The 16,374-nt window shown below is 64.2% G+C and carries 15 protein-coding genes; 2 read left to right on the plus strand and 13 right to left on the minus strand.

Features of this window, described 5'->3' with window-relative positions:
- Positions 1 to 876: 876 nt before the first annotated feature.
- The gene (mftM, locus tag KXR83_RS03360; RefSeq protein WP_437423606.1) at positions 877 to 1,722 is read left to right on the plus strand and encodes a mycofactocin oligosaccharide methyltransferase MftM; all 846 of its coding nucleotides are present in this window, start codon (positions 877 to 879) and stop codon (positions 1,720 to 1,722) included.
- On the opposite strand, the gene KXR83_RS03365 is transcribed toward mftM, so the two are convergent.
- The 8 genes from KXR83_RS03365 to KXR83_RS03400 form a co-directional block, all read right to left on the minus strand.
- A complete protein-coding gene (locus tag KXR83_RS03365) occupies positions 1,719 to 2,387 on the minus strand; it encodes a MadR family response regulator transcription factor (protein ID WP_437424422.1) in 669 nt (222 codons plus the stop codon). The genes mftM and KXR83_RS03365 overlap by 4 nt on opposite strands.
- A complete protein-coding gene (locus KXR83_RS03370) occupies positions 2,387 to 3,757 on the minus strand; it encodes a MadS family sensor histidine kinase (RefSeq protein ID WP_437423607.1) in 1,371 nt (456 codons plus the stop codon). The genes KXR83_RS03365 and KXR83_RS03370 overlap by 1 nt, the downstream gene beginning before the upstream one ends.
- Positions 3,754 to 4,920, minus strand: coding sequence for an iron-containing alcohol dehydrogenase (locus KXR83_RS03375; protein WP_437423608.1), 1,167 nt, complete (start codon positions 4,918 to 4,920; stop codon positions 3,754 to 3,756). The genes KXR83_RS03370 and KXR83_RS03375 overlap by 4 nt, the downstream gene beginning before the upstream one ends.
- A 151-nt stretch (positions 4,921 to 5,071) precedes the next feature.
- The gene (gene madC / locus KXR83_RS03380; protein ID WP_437423609.1) at positions 5,072 to 6,583 is read right to left on the minus strand and encodes a MadC family VWA domain-containing protein; all 1,512 of its coding nucleotides are present in this window, start codon (positions 6,581 to 6,583) and stop codon (positions 5,072 to 5,074) included.
- Complete coding sequence (locus KXR83_RS03385; RefSeq protein WP_437423610.1) at positions 6,580 to 7,635, minus strand: MadB family AAA-type ATPase; 1,056 nt, start codon at positions 7,633 to 7,635, stop codon at positions 6,580 to 6,582. The genes madC and KXR83_RS03385 overlap by 4 nt, the downstream gene beginning before the upstream one ends.
- A 26-nt stretch (positions 7,636 to 7,661) precedes the next feature.
- Positions 7,662 to 8,933 (minus strand): NDMA-dependent methanol dehydrogenase, encoded by a 1,272-nt coding sequence (gene mdo / locus KXR83_RS03390; RefSeq protein ID WP_437423611.1) that lies wholly within the window; start codon positions 8,931 to 8,933, stop codon positions 7,662 to 7,664.
- Positions 8,934 to 9,091: 158 nt separating this feature from the next.
- Positions 9,092 to 10,357, minus strand: a complete 1,266-nt coding sequence (gene murA / locus KXR83_RS03395; protein ID WP_023957911.1) for a UDP-N-acetylglucosamine 1-carboxyvinyltransferase — start codon at positions 10,355 to 10,357, stop codon at positions 9,092 to 9,094.
- Positions 10,358 to 10,367: 10 nt separating this feature from the next.
- Positions 10,368 to 10,610 carry a hypothetical protein gene (locus tag KXR83_RS03400; protein WP_437423612.1) on the minus strand — a complete coding sequence of 81 codons (243 nt, stop codon included), beginning with the start codon at positions 10,608 to 10,610 and terminating at the stop codon, positions 10,368 to 10,370.
- Between KXR83_RS03400 and KXR83_RS03405 the strand changes: the two genes are divergently transcribed.
- Positions 10,609 to 11,214 (plus strand): cob(I)yrinic acid a,c-diamide adenosyltransferase, encoded by a 606-nt coding sequence (locus KXR83_RS03405; protein WP_437423613.1) that lies wholly within the window; start codon positions 10,609 to 10,611, stop codon positions 11,212 to 11,214. The two genes, KXR83_RS03400 and KXR83_RS03405, sit on opposite strands and share 2 nt — an antisense overlap.
- Positions 11,215 to 11,222: 8 nt before the next feature.
- Here the strand turns inward: KXR83_RS03405 and KXR83_RS03410 are convergent, their stop codons facing one another.
- The 5 genes from KXR83_RS03410 to atpA form a co-directional block, all read right to left on the minus strand.
- Complete coding sequence (locus KXR83_RS03410) at positions 11,223 to 11,663, minus strand: DUF2550 domain-containing protein (RefSeq protein ID WP_051406508.1); 441 nt, start codon at positions 11,661 to 11,663, stop codon at positions 11,223 to 11,225.
- 134 nt (positions 11,664 to 11,797) lie between these two features.
- The gene (locus KXR83_RS03415) at positions 11,798 to 12,184 is read right to left on the minus strand and encodes a F0F1 ATP synthase subunit epsilon (RefSeq protein WP_023957903.1); all 387 of its coding nucleotides are present in this window, start codon (positions 12,182 to 12,184) and stop codon (positions 11,798 to 11,800) included.
- 9 nt (positions 12,185 to 12,193) lie between these two features.
- Positions 12,194 to 13,645, minus strand: a complete 1,452-nt coding sequence (atpD, locus tag KXR83_RS03420) for a F0F1 ATP synthase subunit beta (protein WP_099383246.1) — start codon at positions 13,643 to 13,645, stop codon at positions 12,194 to 12,196.
- A gap of 63 nt (positions 13,646 to 13,708) precedes the next feature.
- Positions 13,709 to 14,629, minus strand: coding sequence for a F0F1 ATP synthase subunit gamma (locus KXR83_RS03425; RefSeq protein WP_062800245.1), 921 nt, complete (start codon positions 14,627 to 14,629; stop codon positions 13,709 to 13,711).
- A 53-nt stretch (positions 14,630 to 14,682) separates the two neighbouring features.
- A complete protein-coding gene (atpA, locus tag KXR83_RS03430) occupies positions 14,683 to 16,314 on the minus strand; it encodes a F0F1 ATP synthase subunit alpha (protein WP_023957897.1) in 1,632 nt (543 codons plus the stop codon).
- Positions 16,315 to 16,374: the final 60 nt, after the last annotated feature.

Genomic DNA, 16,374 nt, shown 5'->3' on the forward strand with positions numbered 1-16,374 from the left:
TGAGCCAGGATCAAACTCTCCATGAAAACCTTCCAAAAGAACACCAAAAGGTGCCTTTCAAAAAAATATGTCCTGAAGAGATTTCATAATCCCAACCAAACAAAAACTGACACCACCACAGGACTCAAAACCTGCGATGGGATCAAAAATATCTAACTAATGCCGGCACCACACCCCACCACCAACCAAACCCCGAACAGGGCTTCGTCACGTGACAGAATGCAGCACCTAAATTGGCACTAACAATCCATCGACACACTATCGAGTTCTCAAAGAACACACCCCATACCGACTTCGACACCGTTATATGTGGCGCCATCCCGGTAAGGATATTGTTGTCTAACTGTTGTTGTCCCCGTCTCCGAGGCAACTCTACCAGCCTACCAGCTCTGTTATCTCGGTGCAACTCCCGGTTTGAGGCCGTTCGTGGCTTCCGAAGGTCACAGGACCTTGGGCCACCCGCGTCGATACGCTCCACTTTTCAGTGGACTCGTTTCGAACCTGGGCGGTCAGCGTTGTTCCTTCAGGAAAACATCCTGTCGGTGTTCTTGGCCGCTCCGGACTCTCGCTCTCCGGCGCCTCACTCGCTGACTTGAAGAAAGTTACGCGGGTCGGCCCTGCAACGTCAAATCGCCTGGACAACAGCTGCTTACGCGTGCATCACTGCAGGTCAGCGCTGCGTCCTCGGCTCCGCATTCCCGGCCTGGGGACCACTTTCGCCAATTCGAGCTGCTGTGATCACCAACACGGGAGGTCGTTGAGCGTGTCGTATTGACACCGAGCCGTCCCGGACGGTTCGTAAGACTGCCCGTTTGTCGAGCTGTCCCCACCATTTGGGCAGTTACCCTCCGTTCCGCTCCCCCATAGCGTCGGAGAATGACCACCGCACTACTGCCACAGACTCGCTTCGTCACCGATTGTGTTGTGGTGCAACAAGGCTCACCGGGCTCGGATGCGCGACGGGTAGGGGGCCTGCAATGGCGGCACGGCCATATGGGTCGCCTGGAGATCGGTCATGACCTCGACCTCGCCACCGTCTCCGACGCCCGCATGGTCGCTGAGCTCGAAGGGCTGGTGCAGTGCGGTGTCCTCGAGGGCCGGCAGCAGTTCGAAGACGCGGCGACCGGCGTGATTCTCACCTGCGCCGATGACGCAGGCGACTGTTGGCGCGCTTTCTACGCCAATTCTCTGCGTGAGTTGTCGACTGGCCGATCACCATTTGCACCCATCCACAGACGAGCGCTCTCGCTGCTCAGAGGATCCAGCGTCTTGGAGGTCGGTTGCTGTTTCGGATTCTTCGCGTTGCAAGCCGCCGCGGGCCACTGCGCCGACGTGTACGCGTGCGACATCTCAGCCGGGGCGGTGCGACTGCTCGACGAGGCCGCGCGTCAGCGCACATCGAATGTGCAGGTCGAGTGCGGTGACGCCCTTGCGCTCCCCTACCCGGATGACTTCGTCGACACGGTCACCCTGATCCACCTGCTCGAACATCTGCCCGGCGGTGCGGACCTCGCCATCGCCGAGGCACTGCGCGTGGCTCGACAGCGGGTCCTGATCGCCGTTCCCTACGAGCAGGTCGCGAGCGCGCACTTCGGCCATCACCACACACTCACCCCGCAGACGCTGGCCCGGTGGGCCGAAACCGCCGGACAGCCGGACGCCCTGACGTTCTCCGACCACGGTGGCTGGCTCGTCCTGGCGGCTGATCACAGCGGTCGCTAGATCAGCCCACGCTTACTGGCCGCGTACACCGCCTCGGTGCGCTTGGAGACTCCTAGTTTCCGAATGATGTTGCGAATGTGGAACTTAACGGTCGACGCAGAGATGAACAGCGTCTCGCCGATGCTCTTGTTGGAGCTGCCGTCGGCGAGCAACCGCAAGACCTGGCGCTCCCGTTCGGTCAAAGTCTCGGAGTTTCCTTGCCCGGTGACCGCGCGAAGCACCACAGCTGCGCTGCGCGAGTCGAAGGCGCTTTCTCCCCTCGACACGGACTTGATAGCCCGCACCAACTCGGTGGTGTCGATGTCTTTCACCACGTAGCCCTTCGCGCCGCTGCGAACGGCGCGGACCACCAGGTCGTCGTCGAGGAACGTGGTCAGCACCAGTGCCGCGACCGCTGGATGCCGCCGGGTCAGCTCGCTGATCAGCCGCAGGCCCTCGTAGTCGGTGCCGGCTGTCAGCTTGAGGTCGACAACCATCACGTCGGGCGCGTATCTGGCTGCGCCTTCGAGCGCCTCGCCGACGGTATCAGCTTCTCCCACAACCGAAATCGAGCTCTCACGTTCCAGGAGAGAGCGCATTCCCTCACGCAGCAGCGCGTGGTCGTCCACCAGCATGGTCCGGATCGGTCGTCTGCCCCCGGCAGGTGCGCGGTCGGTCACGTCCATCATCTGCCCACCCTGTCAGTTGTCGGGATCTCCACCACGATGCGTATGCCGCCGAGCCGGGAGCGGCGGATCCTCAGATCGCCACTCAGCTCCGCGGCTCGGGATCGCATGTTCGCGAGCCCGTGATGTCGTCCGGCCAGGTCACCCACGGTCGCGGCACGCATCACCCGGCGCATGTACTCGGGGTCACCGGAGCCGTCGTCGTCGACGGTCAGACGGACGTCGCTCTCGGAGTAGAGGAGGACAACTCGTGCGTTGGTTGCCTGGGCGTGCACCGCGGTGTTGAACAACGCCTCCCCCGCTATCCGCAGGATCGCGTGCTGGACATCGTGGGCCAGGTCGCGCTGACGGCCGATCACCTTGACGTCGGTCCGGAGATCATCCGGCATGTGCATCGAACAGAGTTCATCCAGGATGGAGGCCAGGCCACCAGCACGATCGGAGGGAGCGTGATTGAGCGTGTAGATGACCGATCGGACCTGGTCCACGGCGTCTCTGGTCAACTTTCCCGCCACGGCGAGACGATCCGCGATCGCCGGGTCGGCATCGATGCGGCACACCTCGATCTGGACGCCGGCCGACAACACCGACTGTGCAACCGAGTCGTGGAGTTCTCGAGCGATACGTGCGCGCTCGGTGTTGAGGACCTCTTGGCGCATGGCCGCCGAGAGTTCGCGCTGAGTGCGTTCGAGTTCGGCGTTGCGCTCTGCCAGGTGCGCGGCGTGACGACGGCTGTCCTCGTACGCCTGCTCGGCGCGCACCAACAGGTGCCGACTCTCCTCGAACAGGGCCGCGTTCAACAGCGCGACGGTGGCCTGACCTGCGAGAATCCGAAGAACCACCACGTCGGTCGGGTCGATGGTGTGCGTCTGCGAGATCCACGCGGACAGTCCTCCGACGACCTCTCCGTTCAACTCGACCGGTACGTGGATGTGGTGGGCTTCGATGACCGGCCGGCCCAATCTTGTCATCTGGCCACGTAGGACGTCGTTGAGCCGGTTGAGCACTTCGTCGGGCAAGCCCACCGGTTTGCCTGCCGACCCTGCGCCTTCGAAGGCGTACACATCACCGTCGGCATCCATCATCAGGTGGCGCGGACCGGTGCGTTCGAGTCGACCATCGCTCAGCGCGAAAAGGACCCATTGGGCCCCGAGATGCTCGCGCGCCGCGTCGAGTACAGACAACACCAGGGTCTCGGGTCCCTCCGCGGTGCGCACGAGCGCCCGCGAGATTCGTTCCAGCGCACCCACCACGCGCGTCAGGCGTTGCTCGACACCCCTGAACTGCGCATAGTGGCTACCCTTGACCGAACGGAGGCCGACCAGTGACTCCAGGTCACTCGGCCCCGGACCCGATGGCCGGCCCGTCACAGCGCCTCCCGATACAGATCGGCGACGGTGGCCGCGTCCGGCTGGCGCGGATTGGTGGTCATGCACGAGTCGGCCAGCGCATGCGCCGAGAGCATCTCGATATCCGTGCTGTTCACCCCGAGTGGCGACAGACTGGCCGGCATTCCGATCCGAAGCGCGAACCTCGAGACCTGATCGGCGAGCCGATCGGCCACACTCATCGGTGTTCCATGCGTGGACAGCCCCACTGCCTCCGCCAGATCGACAAAACCGTCGGCACACACGTGGGCGTTGTAGCGAATGACGTGCGGCAGCAGCACCGAGTTGATGGCTCCATGTGCTGCATCGCAATGCCCGCCGACAGGGTGGCTCATGGCGTGCGCCGCCCCGAGGATCGCATTGGTGAACGCCATGCCCGCTTCGAGTGAAGCGTGGGCCATGGCCACCGACGCCTCCGGATCGGCAGGGTTGTCGACAAGTCGTTCGAGATGACGCCAGGTGGTCGAAAGAGCTTGCAGCGCAAATGTATCCGTCATCCGACTATGGGCGATGGAAACGTAGGCCTCGATGCAATGGGTCAGCACGTCCATTCCGCACTGGGCAGTGACCTCGGGGGGAACCGTGGCCAGCACCCGTGGGTCCACGACGGTGACGTCGGGGACCAGGCCCCGACCGATGATCGTGATCTTCGTATGCCGCGCAGGGTCGTTGACGATGCAGAACTGGGAGACATCCGAGCCACTGCCGGCGGTGGTCGGAATGGCCACCACCGGAGGCAACGGACGCGTCGCCCGGTCGATGCCTTCGTATTCAAGGATGTGGCCGCCGTTCGACGCCAAGATCGCCACGCCCTTGGCCGCGTCGATCACCGACCCGCCCCCGAGCGCGATGATCCCGTCGCCCCCGTGTCGTTTGTACTTCTCGAACGCCGCTGCGACCTCCTGCGCACGAGGATTGGGCGAGATACCGGTGAAACAATCCGAGTGCAATCCGACCGACACGATCCTGCCGGACAACTCGTCGAACCACGGCGTGGCACGGATCTTCTGATCGGAGACCACCAGCGGCCGTCGCATCCCGAGTCGGGAAGCAGCAAGAGCGGCCTCGGCCAGCGCGCCGTCGCCGATGATCATCTCGGGAGCATGGAACTTCACGATCCGTGGGGACGGCATGCTGCGCATCATGACCCGATTCCTGTCCGTGAGTGGCAGCCGGTGACTCGGTCGCGCGCGCCGCACCCACTCTCGACCCTAGTGATCACGTGGCCCGCTCAACACGATTTCTGTCAACTCCTGCCTGTCACCTCATGGTCGCTTCCATGGTCCCGCTTTTCCGTCACGACAATGCCGTACCGATCTCGTCGGCGCGTTCGAGAAGTTCCGCTGCATCGCGCGCCACGACCACGGCATCGCAGTACTCGGCGTACTCGCCCATGCCGCAACCGGTCTGGCTCCAGTATCTGCGTGGCTCAGGAGTGATCCAGGCGAGTCGGTGCGTGCGGCGGCGCACTTCGCCGAGTAGGTCGGCCCGCGCAGCGAACCCGTTGCCGCGGGCATCGCCGACAAACAAAACACTCGTACGAGCGTCGAGCACACCACCGTGTGTTGTCAGCAACCCGTCCAGGAGGCTGCCGTAGTCACTCGTCGCCGCAAGATCGAGGCCAGGCGTGGACAGGATCCGCGCCAGCGCGTCATCTCCGGTGCCGACGAGCAGCGGAGTCGTGACATCGATCGGCTTGTCCACGAAAGCCAGGACCGTACACCGGTCGGCGATGTGATGCAGGGACTGTGCCAGCCGCAGGATGAAGCCGGTGACCGGGCGCACGGACAAGGACACGTCCACGACGATGACCAACCGCACGCGTCCCGCCACCAGCGTGCGCCGATAGAGGTCGACTGGGTCTCCATCGGTACGCAGCGCCGCCCGGAGGGTGTGCCGGATCGCCAGCCGGCCACGGCCCTGAGTCCGTGCGCGAGTACGCGGGGCACCTCGCATGCGTCGGAGGATCCGGTGGCACGCCTGATCGATGTCTGCTCGGGTGATCGTCGGGGTTGTTGCGCCCCCGGGACGGGGTTCGTCGTCGGCGGCGGGTGCGTCCCGGGTGAGCGCCTCGACGAAGGACTCGATCGCGGCCATCAGGTGTTCGAGCTGAGCGGGATCGAGGTCGTCGGCGCCGGCGGTCCCGTAGACGCGCCGTGCGTCATAGTCGTCGAGACGATCCAACACCGCTCGGGCGTCCACGAGCGAGAGGATGCCCGACTGCACTCGCATCGGCGCCGACGCGAGGTCACCGGCTGTGGCCGAGCCGGCGTTGTCCACCTCGATCGTGTACGTGATACCACCCTGCGTCGAACCCGAATCCGGGTCTACCGCAAGAGCTTCCGCGCCGGCCGAAACGGTGAAATCGTTCTCCTCGCGGTGCGCCGACTCGCCATGGCGTTCAGCTCGTTCGGGATCCGAGTCGAAGAGGTCGCCGATCTCTTCGGTGTGCTCGTCGGCCCCGACCATGCGGGCGGCGCCCTGCAGGTCGTCGTCCCATTCGAACTCGTCCGGCAATCCGCCGGCGGTCCCCCGCACGGTCGGCAGGCCGCCAGGGTCGTCGACCGATGGGGGTCCGGTCACGAACAATGCGTCGAACACCGCGTCGAAGGCCGGTCGCTCGTAGTCGTACTTGACGGTGACCGCCTGCAGCGCAGGGCGCAACACCGACAGCTCGGATCCATAGAGGGCCAGGACACGGCGGGCCTCGATCGTCTCGGCCGGCGACACCCGCACCCCGCGGCGCCGCAACATCCGTCCGAGCACGCCGGCAAGCACGTCGAGTACGGCATCGCGACCGACGGTCATCGTCGTCCCGACGCCCGTGCCCGGCCGGCTCCGAAGGCCGCTGCCGTGACCGACCCCCGCGTTCCGCCGCCCTCGACGGCGGGAGTCCCAGCAGTACGGGCGCCGTCTCGGCCATCGTCACCCGACAACTGCGCCTGGACGGTCTCGACGTCTGCGCCGAACTTGACGAGCAAGGACAGCAGCGCCCGGGTGTTCTCACCCGACACCCCGCCGAGCACCGAGGCCGCGCGCGCCGCATCCACCACCTCGGCGATCGATGGACTCTTGCGTAACGGCATCGCCCGGAGCCGCCCGGCGAGCGCCACGACGTCCGCGACCGCAGACTCCTCGACCTCGGGCGCACGCGACGCCACGATCTCGCGCTCCCGTGCAGCATCCGGATAGTCGACCGAGAAGTGAATACACCGGCGCTTGAGTGCCGCCGACAGCTCGCGGGTGTCATTCGAGGTCAGAACGATCCACGGCTGCGAGCGGGCGGCGAAGCTCCCCAGTTCGGGCACGGTCACCTGCTGTTCGGCCAGGACCTCCAGCATCACCGCCTCCATGGCCTCGTCCGTGCGGTCGACCTCGTCGATCAGCAACACAACGGGCTCAGGCGACAGGATCGCCTCCAGCAAGGGCCGGGCCACCAAGAAGTCCTCGGTGAACACCCCGACGTCTTCGCGGGCAAGCGCCGCCGACGCGGCGGCCAGGTCGGCATACCCTGCCAACTCGGTTGTGATGCGGTCCCGGAGCATCTGCACATGCAGGAGTTGGCGTGCGTAGTCCCATTCGTACAGCGCCCGGGAATCGTCGAGACCCTCGTAACACTGCAGGCGGACCAGCCGGCGCCCCGACGCTGCGGCCAGCGACTTGGCGAGTTCGGTCTTGCCGACGCCGGCCGGACCTTCCAGCAACAGCGGCCTGCCGAGCACGGTCGCCAGATGAACCACCACCGAGAGGTCGTGGTCGATGACATAGCCGTTGCCGCGCAACGCATCCGCCAGAGCTGCCGGGCTGTCGAATGATGCTGCGTGCGAGTTGATCTGGGATTCGTACGCCAACTCCGTCATGCTGTCCTCTCGTGCTCGAATCCAGGTCAGTACGAACCGCTGAAAGCGTGTGACACCATCGGGATCAGGGATTCGACCGTCGACTCGCGCGGGTTGCCCGGCGTGCACCAGTCCCCCATCATGTGTTCGGCGATCGCCTGGACCTGCTTGTCCGAGGTGTCCATCTTGTCGCCACGACCTTCGTACTTGCCCGTGTTCATCCGGTTCTTGTCGTAGCTGTCGATACGCAGCTGACCGAAGTTGTCAGGGATGCCCAGATCCTTCGACAATCGGATGGCCTCCTCCACCGCTGCATCCGCTGCCTGAACCGTGGTCATCTTCGACGTGTCGACACCCATCAACTCGGCGATCTCGGCATAACGCTCGAAACGGGAGGGCAGGTTGTATTCCCACACCCGAGGCAATGCGATGGCGTTGTTCAAGCCGTGATGACTGTCGTAGAAGGCGCTGACCGCGTGCGACAGCGAATGCACCAGGCCGAGCCCGCCGGAGTTGAAGGCCTGTGCCGCAATGTACTGCGCGTGCATCATGCCGGTCCGCGCTTCGAGATTCTTCGGATCGTAGACCGCGGTCCGTAGATGGTCGCGAATGAGCTCGATCGAGTACTTGGCATTGCCCAGCGACGGGGCGAAGTCGAGCCGCGACACGTAGGGCTCGCTGGCGTGGGCCAAGACATCGAAGCCGCAGAATGCGGTGAAGTGCTGGGGGCAGGTGTAGTACAGCAGCGGATCATCCATCGCGAGGTCGACGAGGCAGGTGTCGTCGAAGGCCACCCATTTGTGTGGATTCGCCATGTCGGAGGTGTCGGTGATGACGTAAGCCCACGAGGTCTCCGAGCCGGTACCCGCCGTGGTGGACACCGCGATGTGTTTGGGGTTCTCTTTGTTGGTCGCCTTGGAGAATCCCTCGAACTCGTTGATGTTGCGCCCGTCATGGGCGATGACCATCCGGGCACCCTTGGCGGCATCGTGGCTCGAACCGCCACCTACAGAGATGATCCCGTCGCACTTCTCCGACTGATAGAGGGCGGCGGCATCCATGCAGTTGTAGTCCTTGGGATTGGACTCCACCTGATCGAACAGCACCACGTCCACGCCCTGGTACTCGATCTTGCCGGTGAGTTCTTCGATGATGCCCGAGCCGCGGAGTCCGGTTGTCATCAGCAGGACCCGTGACATACCCAGTTCCTTGGCCTCGACACCGATCATGTCGTGAGCACCGACCCCCAGTTTCGCCTTGGGGAACGGGTGAAACTCCTTGATCGGGAATTCCCAGATCTGGTTGAGCTCGATGGCCATGGCGTGTATCTCCTTGTGCTGGGCGGAAACTGTTGCCTCACAAGGATGTTGCCCAGCTCACACCGGAAACAAGGTCACCTGACCCGTGCAGTGGGCCTTCATGTCCATCACGTCAGCGTGGCCACCTGGCCATCAGGACAGGTCCACCGCCTCGGTCACTACTGCGGAAGCGGCTCGACCCGTTCGATCTGTGCGCCGAGGCTCCGCATGATCTCGACAAAATCCGGATAGCCCCGGTCGATGTGGGAGACATCGTGGACCTCCGTGACGCCATCGGCCACCAGGCCGGCCAGGACCAGGCCGGCTCCGGCCCGGATGTCCGAACTCCAGACCGGCGCGCTCGACAGGCGTTCGATACCGCGGATCACTGCGTGATGGCCATCGGTGCGGGCGTCTGCCCCCAGCCGGACCATTTCCTCGACGAAACGAAAGCGTGCTTCGAAAACGTTCTCGGTGATCACCGACATCCCGTCGCTGATCGACGCGAGGGCGATGGCCATCGGCTGCAGGTCGGTCGGAAATCCTGGGAACGGCAGAGTCGAGTAGTTCACGGCAACGGGCCGGCCGGACTGGGCGACCCTGAAGCCATTCTCGTACTGGGTGACCGTCGCGCCTGCCCCAGACAGCTTTGTGAGAACGAGTTGGAGATGTTGAGGGTCGACACCTCTGACCGCGATGTCGCCGCGGGTCATCACCGCCGCGATCGCCCACGTGGCGGCCACGATGCGGTCCCCGATGACCCGGTGGGTGACCGGTTGGAGACGGTCCACCCCCTCCACGGTCAGGGTTGACGTCCCCGCCCCGGAGATCTTGGCGCCCATCTGCTGCAGCATGACGCACAGATCGACGATCTCGGGTTCACGCGCGGCGTTGTCGATCGTCGTCACGCCCTCGGCAAGCACCGCTGCCATGAGGATGTTCTCCGTGGCGCCGACGGAGGGGAACTCGAGTGCGATCGGCGCACCGATCAACGTGTCCGCCTCGGCAACCACACAACCGTGCTCGATGACACTGCGCGCACCGAGAAGGCGTAGCCCGTTCTGGTGCATGTCGAGCGGCCGGGAACCGATCGCGTCGCCGCCCGGCAGCGCAACCACAGCTCGACGGCATCTGGCGATCAGCGGCCCGAGAACACACACCGAGGCGCGAAACTGCTTCACCGCGTCGAAGTCCGCGTGGAACTTGGGCTCGGCCGGGGTGTCGATGACCACGGTGTCGCCCGAATGGCTCACCGACGCCCCGAGACCGCGCAGGACCTCGGCCATCAAAGGGACATCGAGGATCTGGGGGCAGTTGGTGATGGTGGTGGTGCCTTCCGCCAACAGGGCAGCTGCCATCAGCTTCAGCACGCTGTTCTTGGCGCCCACGACCTCGACCTCACCGGTCAGCCGCGCGCCCCCCGTCACCAGAAAACGATCATCCACGACACGTAGCCTAAGCGACCGGTCGCAGCGAGACCCCGACGGCCCGCCACTTGTCCAAGCCCTCCACGAAATAGACACCCGGAAGTATCTCCGTCGAGGCCGAAATCGCGAATTTCGTTGCGCGGTCGTTGTTTTCCCCACTCAGAACACCGAACGATCGTTCCCTCCGCACCAGCAGATACATTCGGACAAAGGTCACCTTGTCCGTTGCCCATGCCGTCATCGCCCGCGCCGACGGGTAGATTTCATCCATGGCTGTACACCTGACCCGCATCTACACCCGAACCGGAGACAGCGGCGAAACCGGGCTGAGCGACTTCTCCCGTGTGTCGAAGAACGACCCGAGGGTGATCGCCTACGCAGACTGTGACGAGGCAAATGCCGCGATCGGCGCAGCGCTGGCTCTCGGCAACCCTGACCCGGAGATCGCGGAGATCCTCACGCGCGTGCAGAACGATCTGTTCGATGCCGGCGCCGACCTCTCGACACCGGTCGTTCCGGATCCGAAGTATCCCCCACTGCGGCTACTACAGAGCTACATCGATGATCTCGAGGTGTGGTGCGACCACTACACCGACAAGCTGGAACCGCTCAATTCGTTCATCCTGCCGGGCGGCAGTCCGCTGAGCGCGTTGTTGCATGTGGCCCGGACCGTCACACGACGGGCGGAAAGGTCTGCATGGGCTGCCGTCGACGCTCACCCCGACGACACGAGCGCGTTGCCGGCCAAATACCTGAACAGGTTGTCCGACTTGCTCTTCATCTTGTCGAGAGTCGCCAACCCGGGCGGAGACGTGCTCTGGCAGCCGGGCGAGCAGCGAACCCGCGCCAAATCTGGAACGGGAAACGACCAGTAGGTCGCCGATCAGCGGCGGCGCTCGCGGCCCGTGCGTTCGGCACGCTGAGACGGGCGGGATTCGAGCCAGGATTGAAAGGCTGTGACGGCGCCGCCGTCGAGCGCAAGCTCAAACGCACCGTCCCGGTCGGCCAGTTCGAGGATCACCATGTCGTCGTCCATCACATCGGCCTCGGACGGCGTCGGCCCGCGGCGTCCTTTGGACACGACAACCTGACGGAGAACCAGACGGTTGGGGCCGGGACGCATGCTGCGGAGGCGAAAGTACTCCATCGCGTTGTCGTCATAACGCACCACGCCATGCCGCCACGCTCGACCGTCATCAGCGGGTAGTTCGCGCAGTAAAGCAGAAGTACCCGCGCCGCGGAGCTGATTGATGCGATAGAACACGTAGAACATCGCCAAGGTGACCAGTACCAACACCGCAAGGGCAATCAGATTCCAGTGCACAACCGACACCTCCTTCTGCCCCCGCTGAAAAAACACCCCGGTCCCCGCAAACTCCTCGAAGTTCGCGGGGACCGGGGAAACGGCTAGCCGTCCAGATGGTCCCCTGCTCACCAGGATGCCATCCGATCGACGATCTACTTCACGTGGCCCAGCTCTTCGACCGCACGCAGCCGAGACTGCGCACGGATGTAACGCTCGCTGCCCTCTTCTTCCGACTCCAGAACGGAACGTTCTGCGTCGGCGTCGACCTCGTCTGCCCACTCGGCAGACTCGGCGAGGACGGTGACGGTCTCACCGGTGACCGACAGGAAACCTCCCTGCACGGCCGCGACTTTGCGTTGACCGCCTTCTTCCTCGATCAACACGAAACCGCCTTCGACCAACTGTCCCAGCAACGGCTCGTGATTGGCGAGGACACCCAGCTCACCTTCGGTGGTCTGAGCGATCACGAAGGTCGCCTCACCCGAGTACAGCCGCGTGTCCGCCGAGACGACCTCGATGTGAAATGCGGTGTCAGCCATGGATTTCGGTCACTTCCCGGAGATTCGTGCGGCAGCAGCCTCGACGTCATCGAGACCACCACAGCTGTTGAACGCCTGCTCGGGCAGGTGATCGAACTCACCCTTGGCAACCCGGTCGAATGCCTCGATCGTGTCGGCAAGCGAGACAACCGAACCCTTCTGACCGGTGAACTTCTCGGCGACCAAGAAGTTCTGACCGAGGAACTTCTGGATACGACGCGCGCGCTGGACGGTGACCTTGTCCTCTTCGGACAGCTCATCCATACCGAGGATCGCGATGATGTCCTGCAGTTCCTTGTACTTTTGGAGGATCCGCTTGACCTCGTTGGCGACGCGGAAGTGCTCGTCTCCGACGATCGAGGCCTCCAGGATCCGCGAGGTCGACGTCAGCGGATCCACCGCCGGGTAGATACCCAGCTGCGAGATCGGACGGGACAACTCGGTGGTGGCGTCGAGGTGCGCGAACGTGGTGGCCGGCGCCGGGTCGGTGTAGTCGTCGGCGGGCACGTAGATCGCCTGCAGCGAGGTGATCGAGTTACCACGCGTCGAGGTGATGCGCTCCTGGAGCTCACCCATCTCGTCGGCCAGGGTCGGCTGGTAACCAACGGCAGACGGCATGCGGCCGAGCAGCGTGGAGACCTCGGAACCGGCCTGCGTGAACCGGAAGATGTTGTCGATGAAGAGCAACACGTCCTGGTTCTTGACGTCGCGGAAGTACTCCGCCATCGTCAGCGCGGACAGGGCCACGCGCATACGCGTGCCCGGCGGCTCGTCCATCTGGCCGAACACCAAGGCGGTGTCCTGGAGAACGCCCATCTCCTCCATCTCGAGGTGGAGGTCGGTGCCCTCACGGGTGCGCTCACCGACGCCGGCGAACACCGAGGTGCCTGAGAACTCGCGAGCGATACGGGTGATCATCTCCTGGATGAGGACGGTCTTGCCGACACCGGCACCACCGAACAGGCCGATCTTTCCACCCTTGACGTACGGGGTGAGAAGGTCGATGACCTTGATGCCCGTTTCCAGGATCTCGGTCTTGCCCTCGAGCTGATCGAAGGCCGGTGGCTTACGGTGAATGCCCCACTGCTCGCCGTCGCGACCGAGCCCCGGCGTGTCGAGGCAGTCGCCGAGAGCGTTGAAGACGTGTCCCTTGACCACGTCACCAACAGGCACCGAGATCGGCTTGGTGGTGTCGGAGACCTCGGTACCGCGGGTCAAGCCGTCGGTCGGCTGCATCGAGATGGTGCGGACAAGGTTGTCACCGAGGTGCTGTGCGACCTCGAGCGTCAACTTCTTGGCCACCGAGGCCAGCGTGATCTCGGCATGAAGGGCATTGAAAAGCTCGGGCACTGCGCCGCGCGGGAACTCCACGTCGACGACAGGTCCGATGACTCGTACGACCCGGCCGGTCACCGAGTCTGCGGTCGAACCCGAGACGGATTCGGTTACAGCTGTGGTCATGTTGTCTCTTCCTCTTTGTCGGTGCGCGGGTGGTGATCCGCGACCGCCTTTGGCTTGTTGCTGCTAGTTCGCGAGCGCGTTTGCGCCGCCGACGATCTCGCTGATTTCCTGGGTGATCTGTGCCTGCCGCAGCTGGTTTGCCTCGCGCGACAGGTTGGTCACCAACTCTTCGGCGTTGTCGGTGGCGGCCTTCATCGCGGTACGACGGGCGGCCGACTCCGATGCCGACGAATCGAGCAGGGCCGCGTACACGCGCGTTGCCACATACTTCGGCAGCAGCGCCGAGAGCAACGTCTCCGCACCGGGTTCGAACGTGTAGTTGCGCGCCGGCGTGGACGACTCGTCGTCGTCGCTCTCCGACACCACAAGCGGTGCGATCCTGCGAACCTCGGGCGACTGGTTGAGCATGCTCACGAACTTGGTGAACACCAGGTGCAGTTCGTCGACGCCTTCGATCTTGCCGCCGTCGAGCCCGTCGATCTCCGTGCCCGAGCCGGCAGCGAACAGGTCCACCAAGTGGTCGGTGGCTTCCGCAGCGTTGTGATACTCAGGCTGCTGCGAGAACCCCGTCCACGATCCGGCGACGTTGACCCCGCGGAAGGAGAAGTAACCGAGGCCCTTCTGTCCGGTGATGAACAACACCGTCTCTTTGCCCTCGTCCTCGAGCAACTCCAGCAGCTGCCGGGTTTCACGCAAGACGTTGGAGTTGTACGCACCGCACATACCGCGGTCACTGGTCACCACCAACACCGCTGCGCGCTTCGGGTTCTCCCGGGCGACGAGCAACGGATGGTCGAGCGTGCCGGCTCCGGAAGCGAGCTCCGAGAGCACCGCGGTCATCTCCTGCGAGTACGGCTTGGCGGCCGCCACCCGCGACTGCGCCTTGACGATGCGCGACGTCGCGATGAGTTCCTGGGCTTTGGTGATCTTCTTTGTCGACTGGACTGACCGGATGCGTGAGCGCAGATCACGAATACTTGCCATGGGCGTGTCTCACACTCCTTTCGGTTTGGTCATGGATTGTCGAATCATCTGCCCTAGGACTTCCGGACCTTGATTTCTTCGTTGTTGACTTCGTCGGCCGCAAGAGCGCCCGGATCTTCTTCGTTGACCGATCCGGGGCCGTCGCTGGCGAGGAACGACTTCTTGTACTTGTCGGCGGCGGCCTTGAGTGCCTCGGCCTGATCGTCGGACAGAGCCTTACCGCCCGCGATCGAGTCGTAGACGCCCTTGGCACCGTGGTGCAGGTGATTGAGGAGCTCGCCCTCGTACCGACGCACATCGTCGACGGCAACCGAGTCGTAGTGGCCCTCACCCGCGAGGTAGATCGAGACGATCTGGTCCTCGACGGACACCGGCGAGTACTGGTCCTGCTTGAGCAGCTCCACCCAGCGAGCACCGCGGGCCAGCTGGGCCTTGGATGCGTCGTCGAGGTCCGAGGCGAAGGCCGAGAAGGCCTCCAGCTCACGGAACTGTGCAAGCTCCAGACGGAGCGAACCCGAGACCTTCTTCAGGCCCTTGGTCTGCGCTGCACCACCGACACGGGACACCGAGGTTCCCACGTTGATGGCCGGGCGGACGCCCTTGTTGAAGAGGTCCGACTCGAGGAAGACCTGACCGTCGGTGATCGAGATGACGTTGGTCGGGATGAACGCCGAGACGTCGTTGGCCTTGGTCTCGATGATCGGCAGACCGGTCATCGATCCGCCACCGAGCTCGTCGGACAGCTTTGCGCAACGCTCGAGCAGACGGGAGTGCAAGTAGAAGACGTCACCCGGGTATGCCTCGCGGCCCGGCGGGCGACGCAGCAGCAGCGAGATGGCGCGGTAGGCCTCGGCCTGCTTGGAGAGGTCATCGAACACGATGAGGACGTGCTTGCCCTGGTACATCCAGTGCTGGCCGATGGCCGAACCGGTGTACGGGGCCAGCCACTTGAATCCGGCCGAGTCAGATGCGGGAGCCGCGACGATGGTGGTGTACTCCATCGCGCCGGCCTCGTCGAGCGCGGACTTGACGCCCGCGATGGTCGAACCCTTCTGCCCGATCGCCACGTAGATGCAACGCACCTGCTTGGTGGGGTCACCGGTTTCCCAGTTCGCCTTCTGGTTCAGGATCGCGTCGATGCAGACCGCGGTCTTGCCGGTCTTGCGGTCGCCGATGATCAGCTGACGCTGGCCGCGGCCGATAGCGGTCATCGCGTCGATGGCCTTGATGCCGGTCGCGAGCGACTCCTCGACGGGCTGACGCTCGAGGACCGATGCCGCCTGGAGCTCCAGCACGCGCTTCTCGTCCGATTCGATCTCGCCCTGGCCGTCGATGGGCTGACCCAGCGGGTTCACCACACGGCCGAGGAAGTTGTCGCCGACCGGGACAGACAGCACGTCGCCGGTGCGGCTGACCTGCTGGCCTTCTTCGATCTCGTCGTATGCACCGAGGATGACAGCACCGACCTCGTCCTCGTCGAGGTTGAGGGCCACGCCCAGAACCCCGCCCGAGAACTCGAGCAGTTCGTTCGCCATCGCGCCCGGCAGGCCGCTCACGTGGGCGATACCGTCCGAGGTGTCGGCGACTACGCCGACTTCTTCGCGCGATGCCTCGGCCTGGAATGACGAGACGTACTGCTCGATCGCTCCTTTGATCTCGTCGGATGAGATCGTCAACTCCGCCATGAGTACTCGTTCCTTGCTTTCGTTTTCGCTTGTGGTCTAAGTGTGCCCGCGCCGGAGTGT

It is taken from the genome of Williamsia muralis, assembly GCF_051487485.1.
GTDB classification, from domain to species: domain Bacteria; phylum Actinomycetota; class Actinomycetes; order Mycobacteriales; family Mycobacteriaceae; genus Williamsia; species Williamsia muralis_B.

What these genes read in the sequence shown, in the direction of transcription:
- mdo (WP_437423611.1), bottom strand. Translation starts at nt 8,933, where the DNA reads ATGGCCATCGAGCTCAACCAGATCTGGGAATTCCCGATCAAGGAGTTT.
- KXR83_RS03425 (WP_062800245.1), bottom strand. Translation starts at nt 14,629, where the DNA reads ATGGCAAGTATTCGTGATCTGCGCTCACGCATCCGGTCAGTCCAGTCG.
- madC (WP_437423609.1), bottom strand. Translation starts at nt 6,583, where the DNA reads ATGACCGTCGGTCGCGATGCCGTACTCGACGTGCTTGCCGGCGTGCTC.
- KXR83_RS03385 (WP_437423610.1), bottom strand. Translation starts at nt 7,635, where the DNA reads ATGACGGAGTTGGCGTACGAATCCCAGATCAACTCGCACGCAGCATCA.
- KXR83_RS03415 (WP_023957903.1), bottom strand. Translation starts at nt 12,184, where the DNA reads ATGGCTGACACCGCATTTCACATCGAGGTCGTCTCGGCGGACACGCGG.
- atpD (WP_099383246.1), bottom strand. Translation starts at nt 13,645, where the DNA reads ATGACCACAGCTGTAACCGAATCCGTCTCGGGTTCGACCGCAGACTCG.
- KXR83_RS03400 (WP_437423612.1), bottom strand. Translation starts at nt 10,610, where the DNA reads ATGGATGAAATCTACCCGTCGGCGCGGGCGATGACGGCATGGGCAACG.
- atpA (WP_023957897.1), bottom strand. Translation starts at nt 16,314, where the DNA reads ATGGCGGAGTTGACGATCTCATCCGACGAGATCAAAGGAGCGATCGAG.
- KXR83_RS03405 (WP_437423613.1), top strand. Translation starts at nt 10,609, where the DNA reads ATGGCTGTACACCTGACCCGCATCTACACCCGAACCGGAGACAGCGGC.
- KXR83_RS03365 (WP_437424422.1), bottom strand. Translation starts at nt 2,387, where the DNA reads ATGGACGTGACCGACCGCGCACCTGCCGGGGGCAGACGACCGATCCGG.
- KXR83_RS03375 (WP_437423608.1), bottom strand. Translation starts at nt 4,920, where the DNA reads ATGATGCGCAGCATGCCGTCCCCACGGATCGTGAAGTTCCATGCTCCC.
- mftM (WP_437423606.1), top strand. Translation starts at nt 877, where the DNA reads ATGACCACCGCACTACTGCCACAGACTCGCTTCGTCACCGATTGTGTT.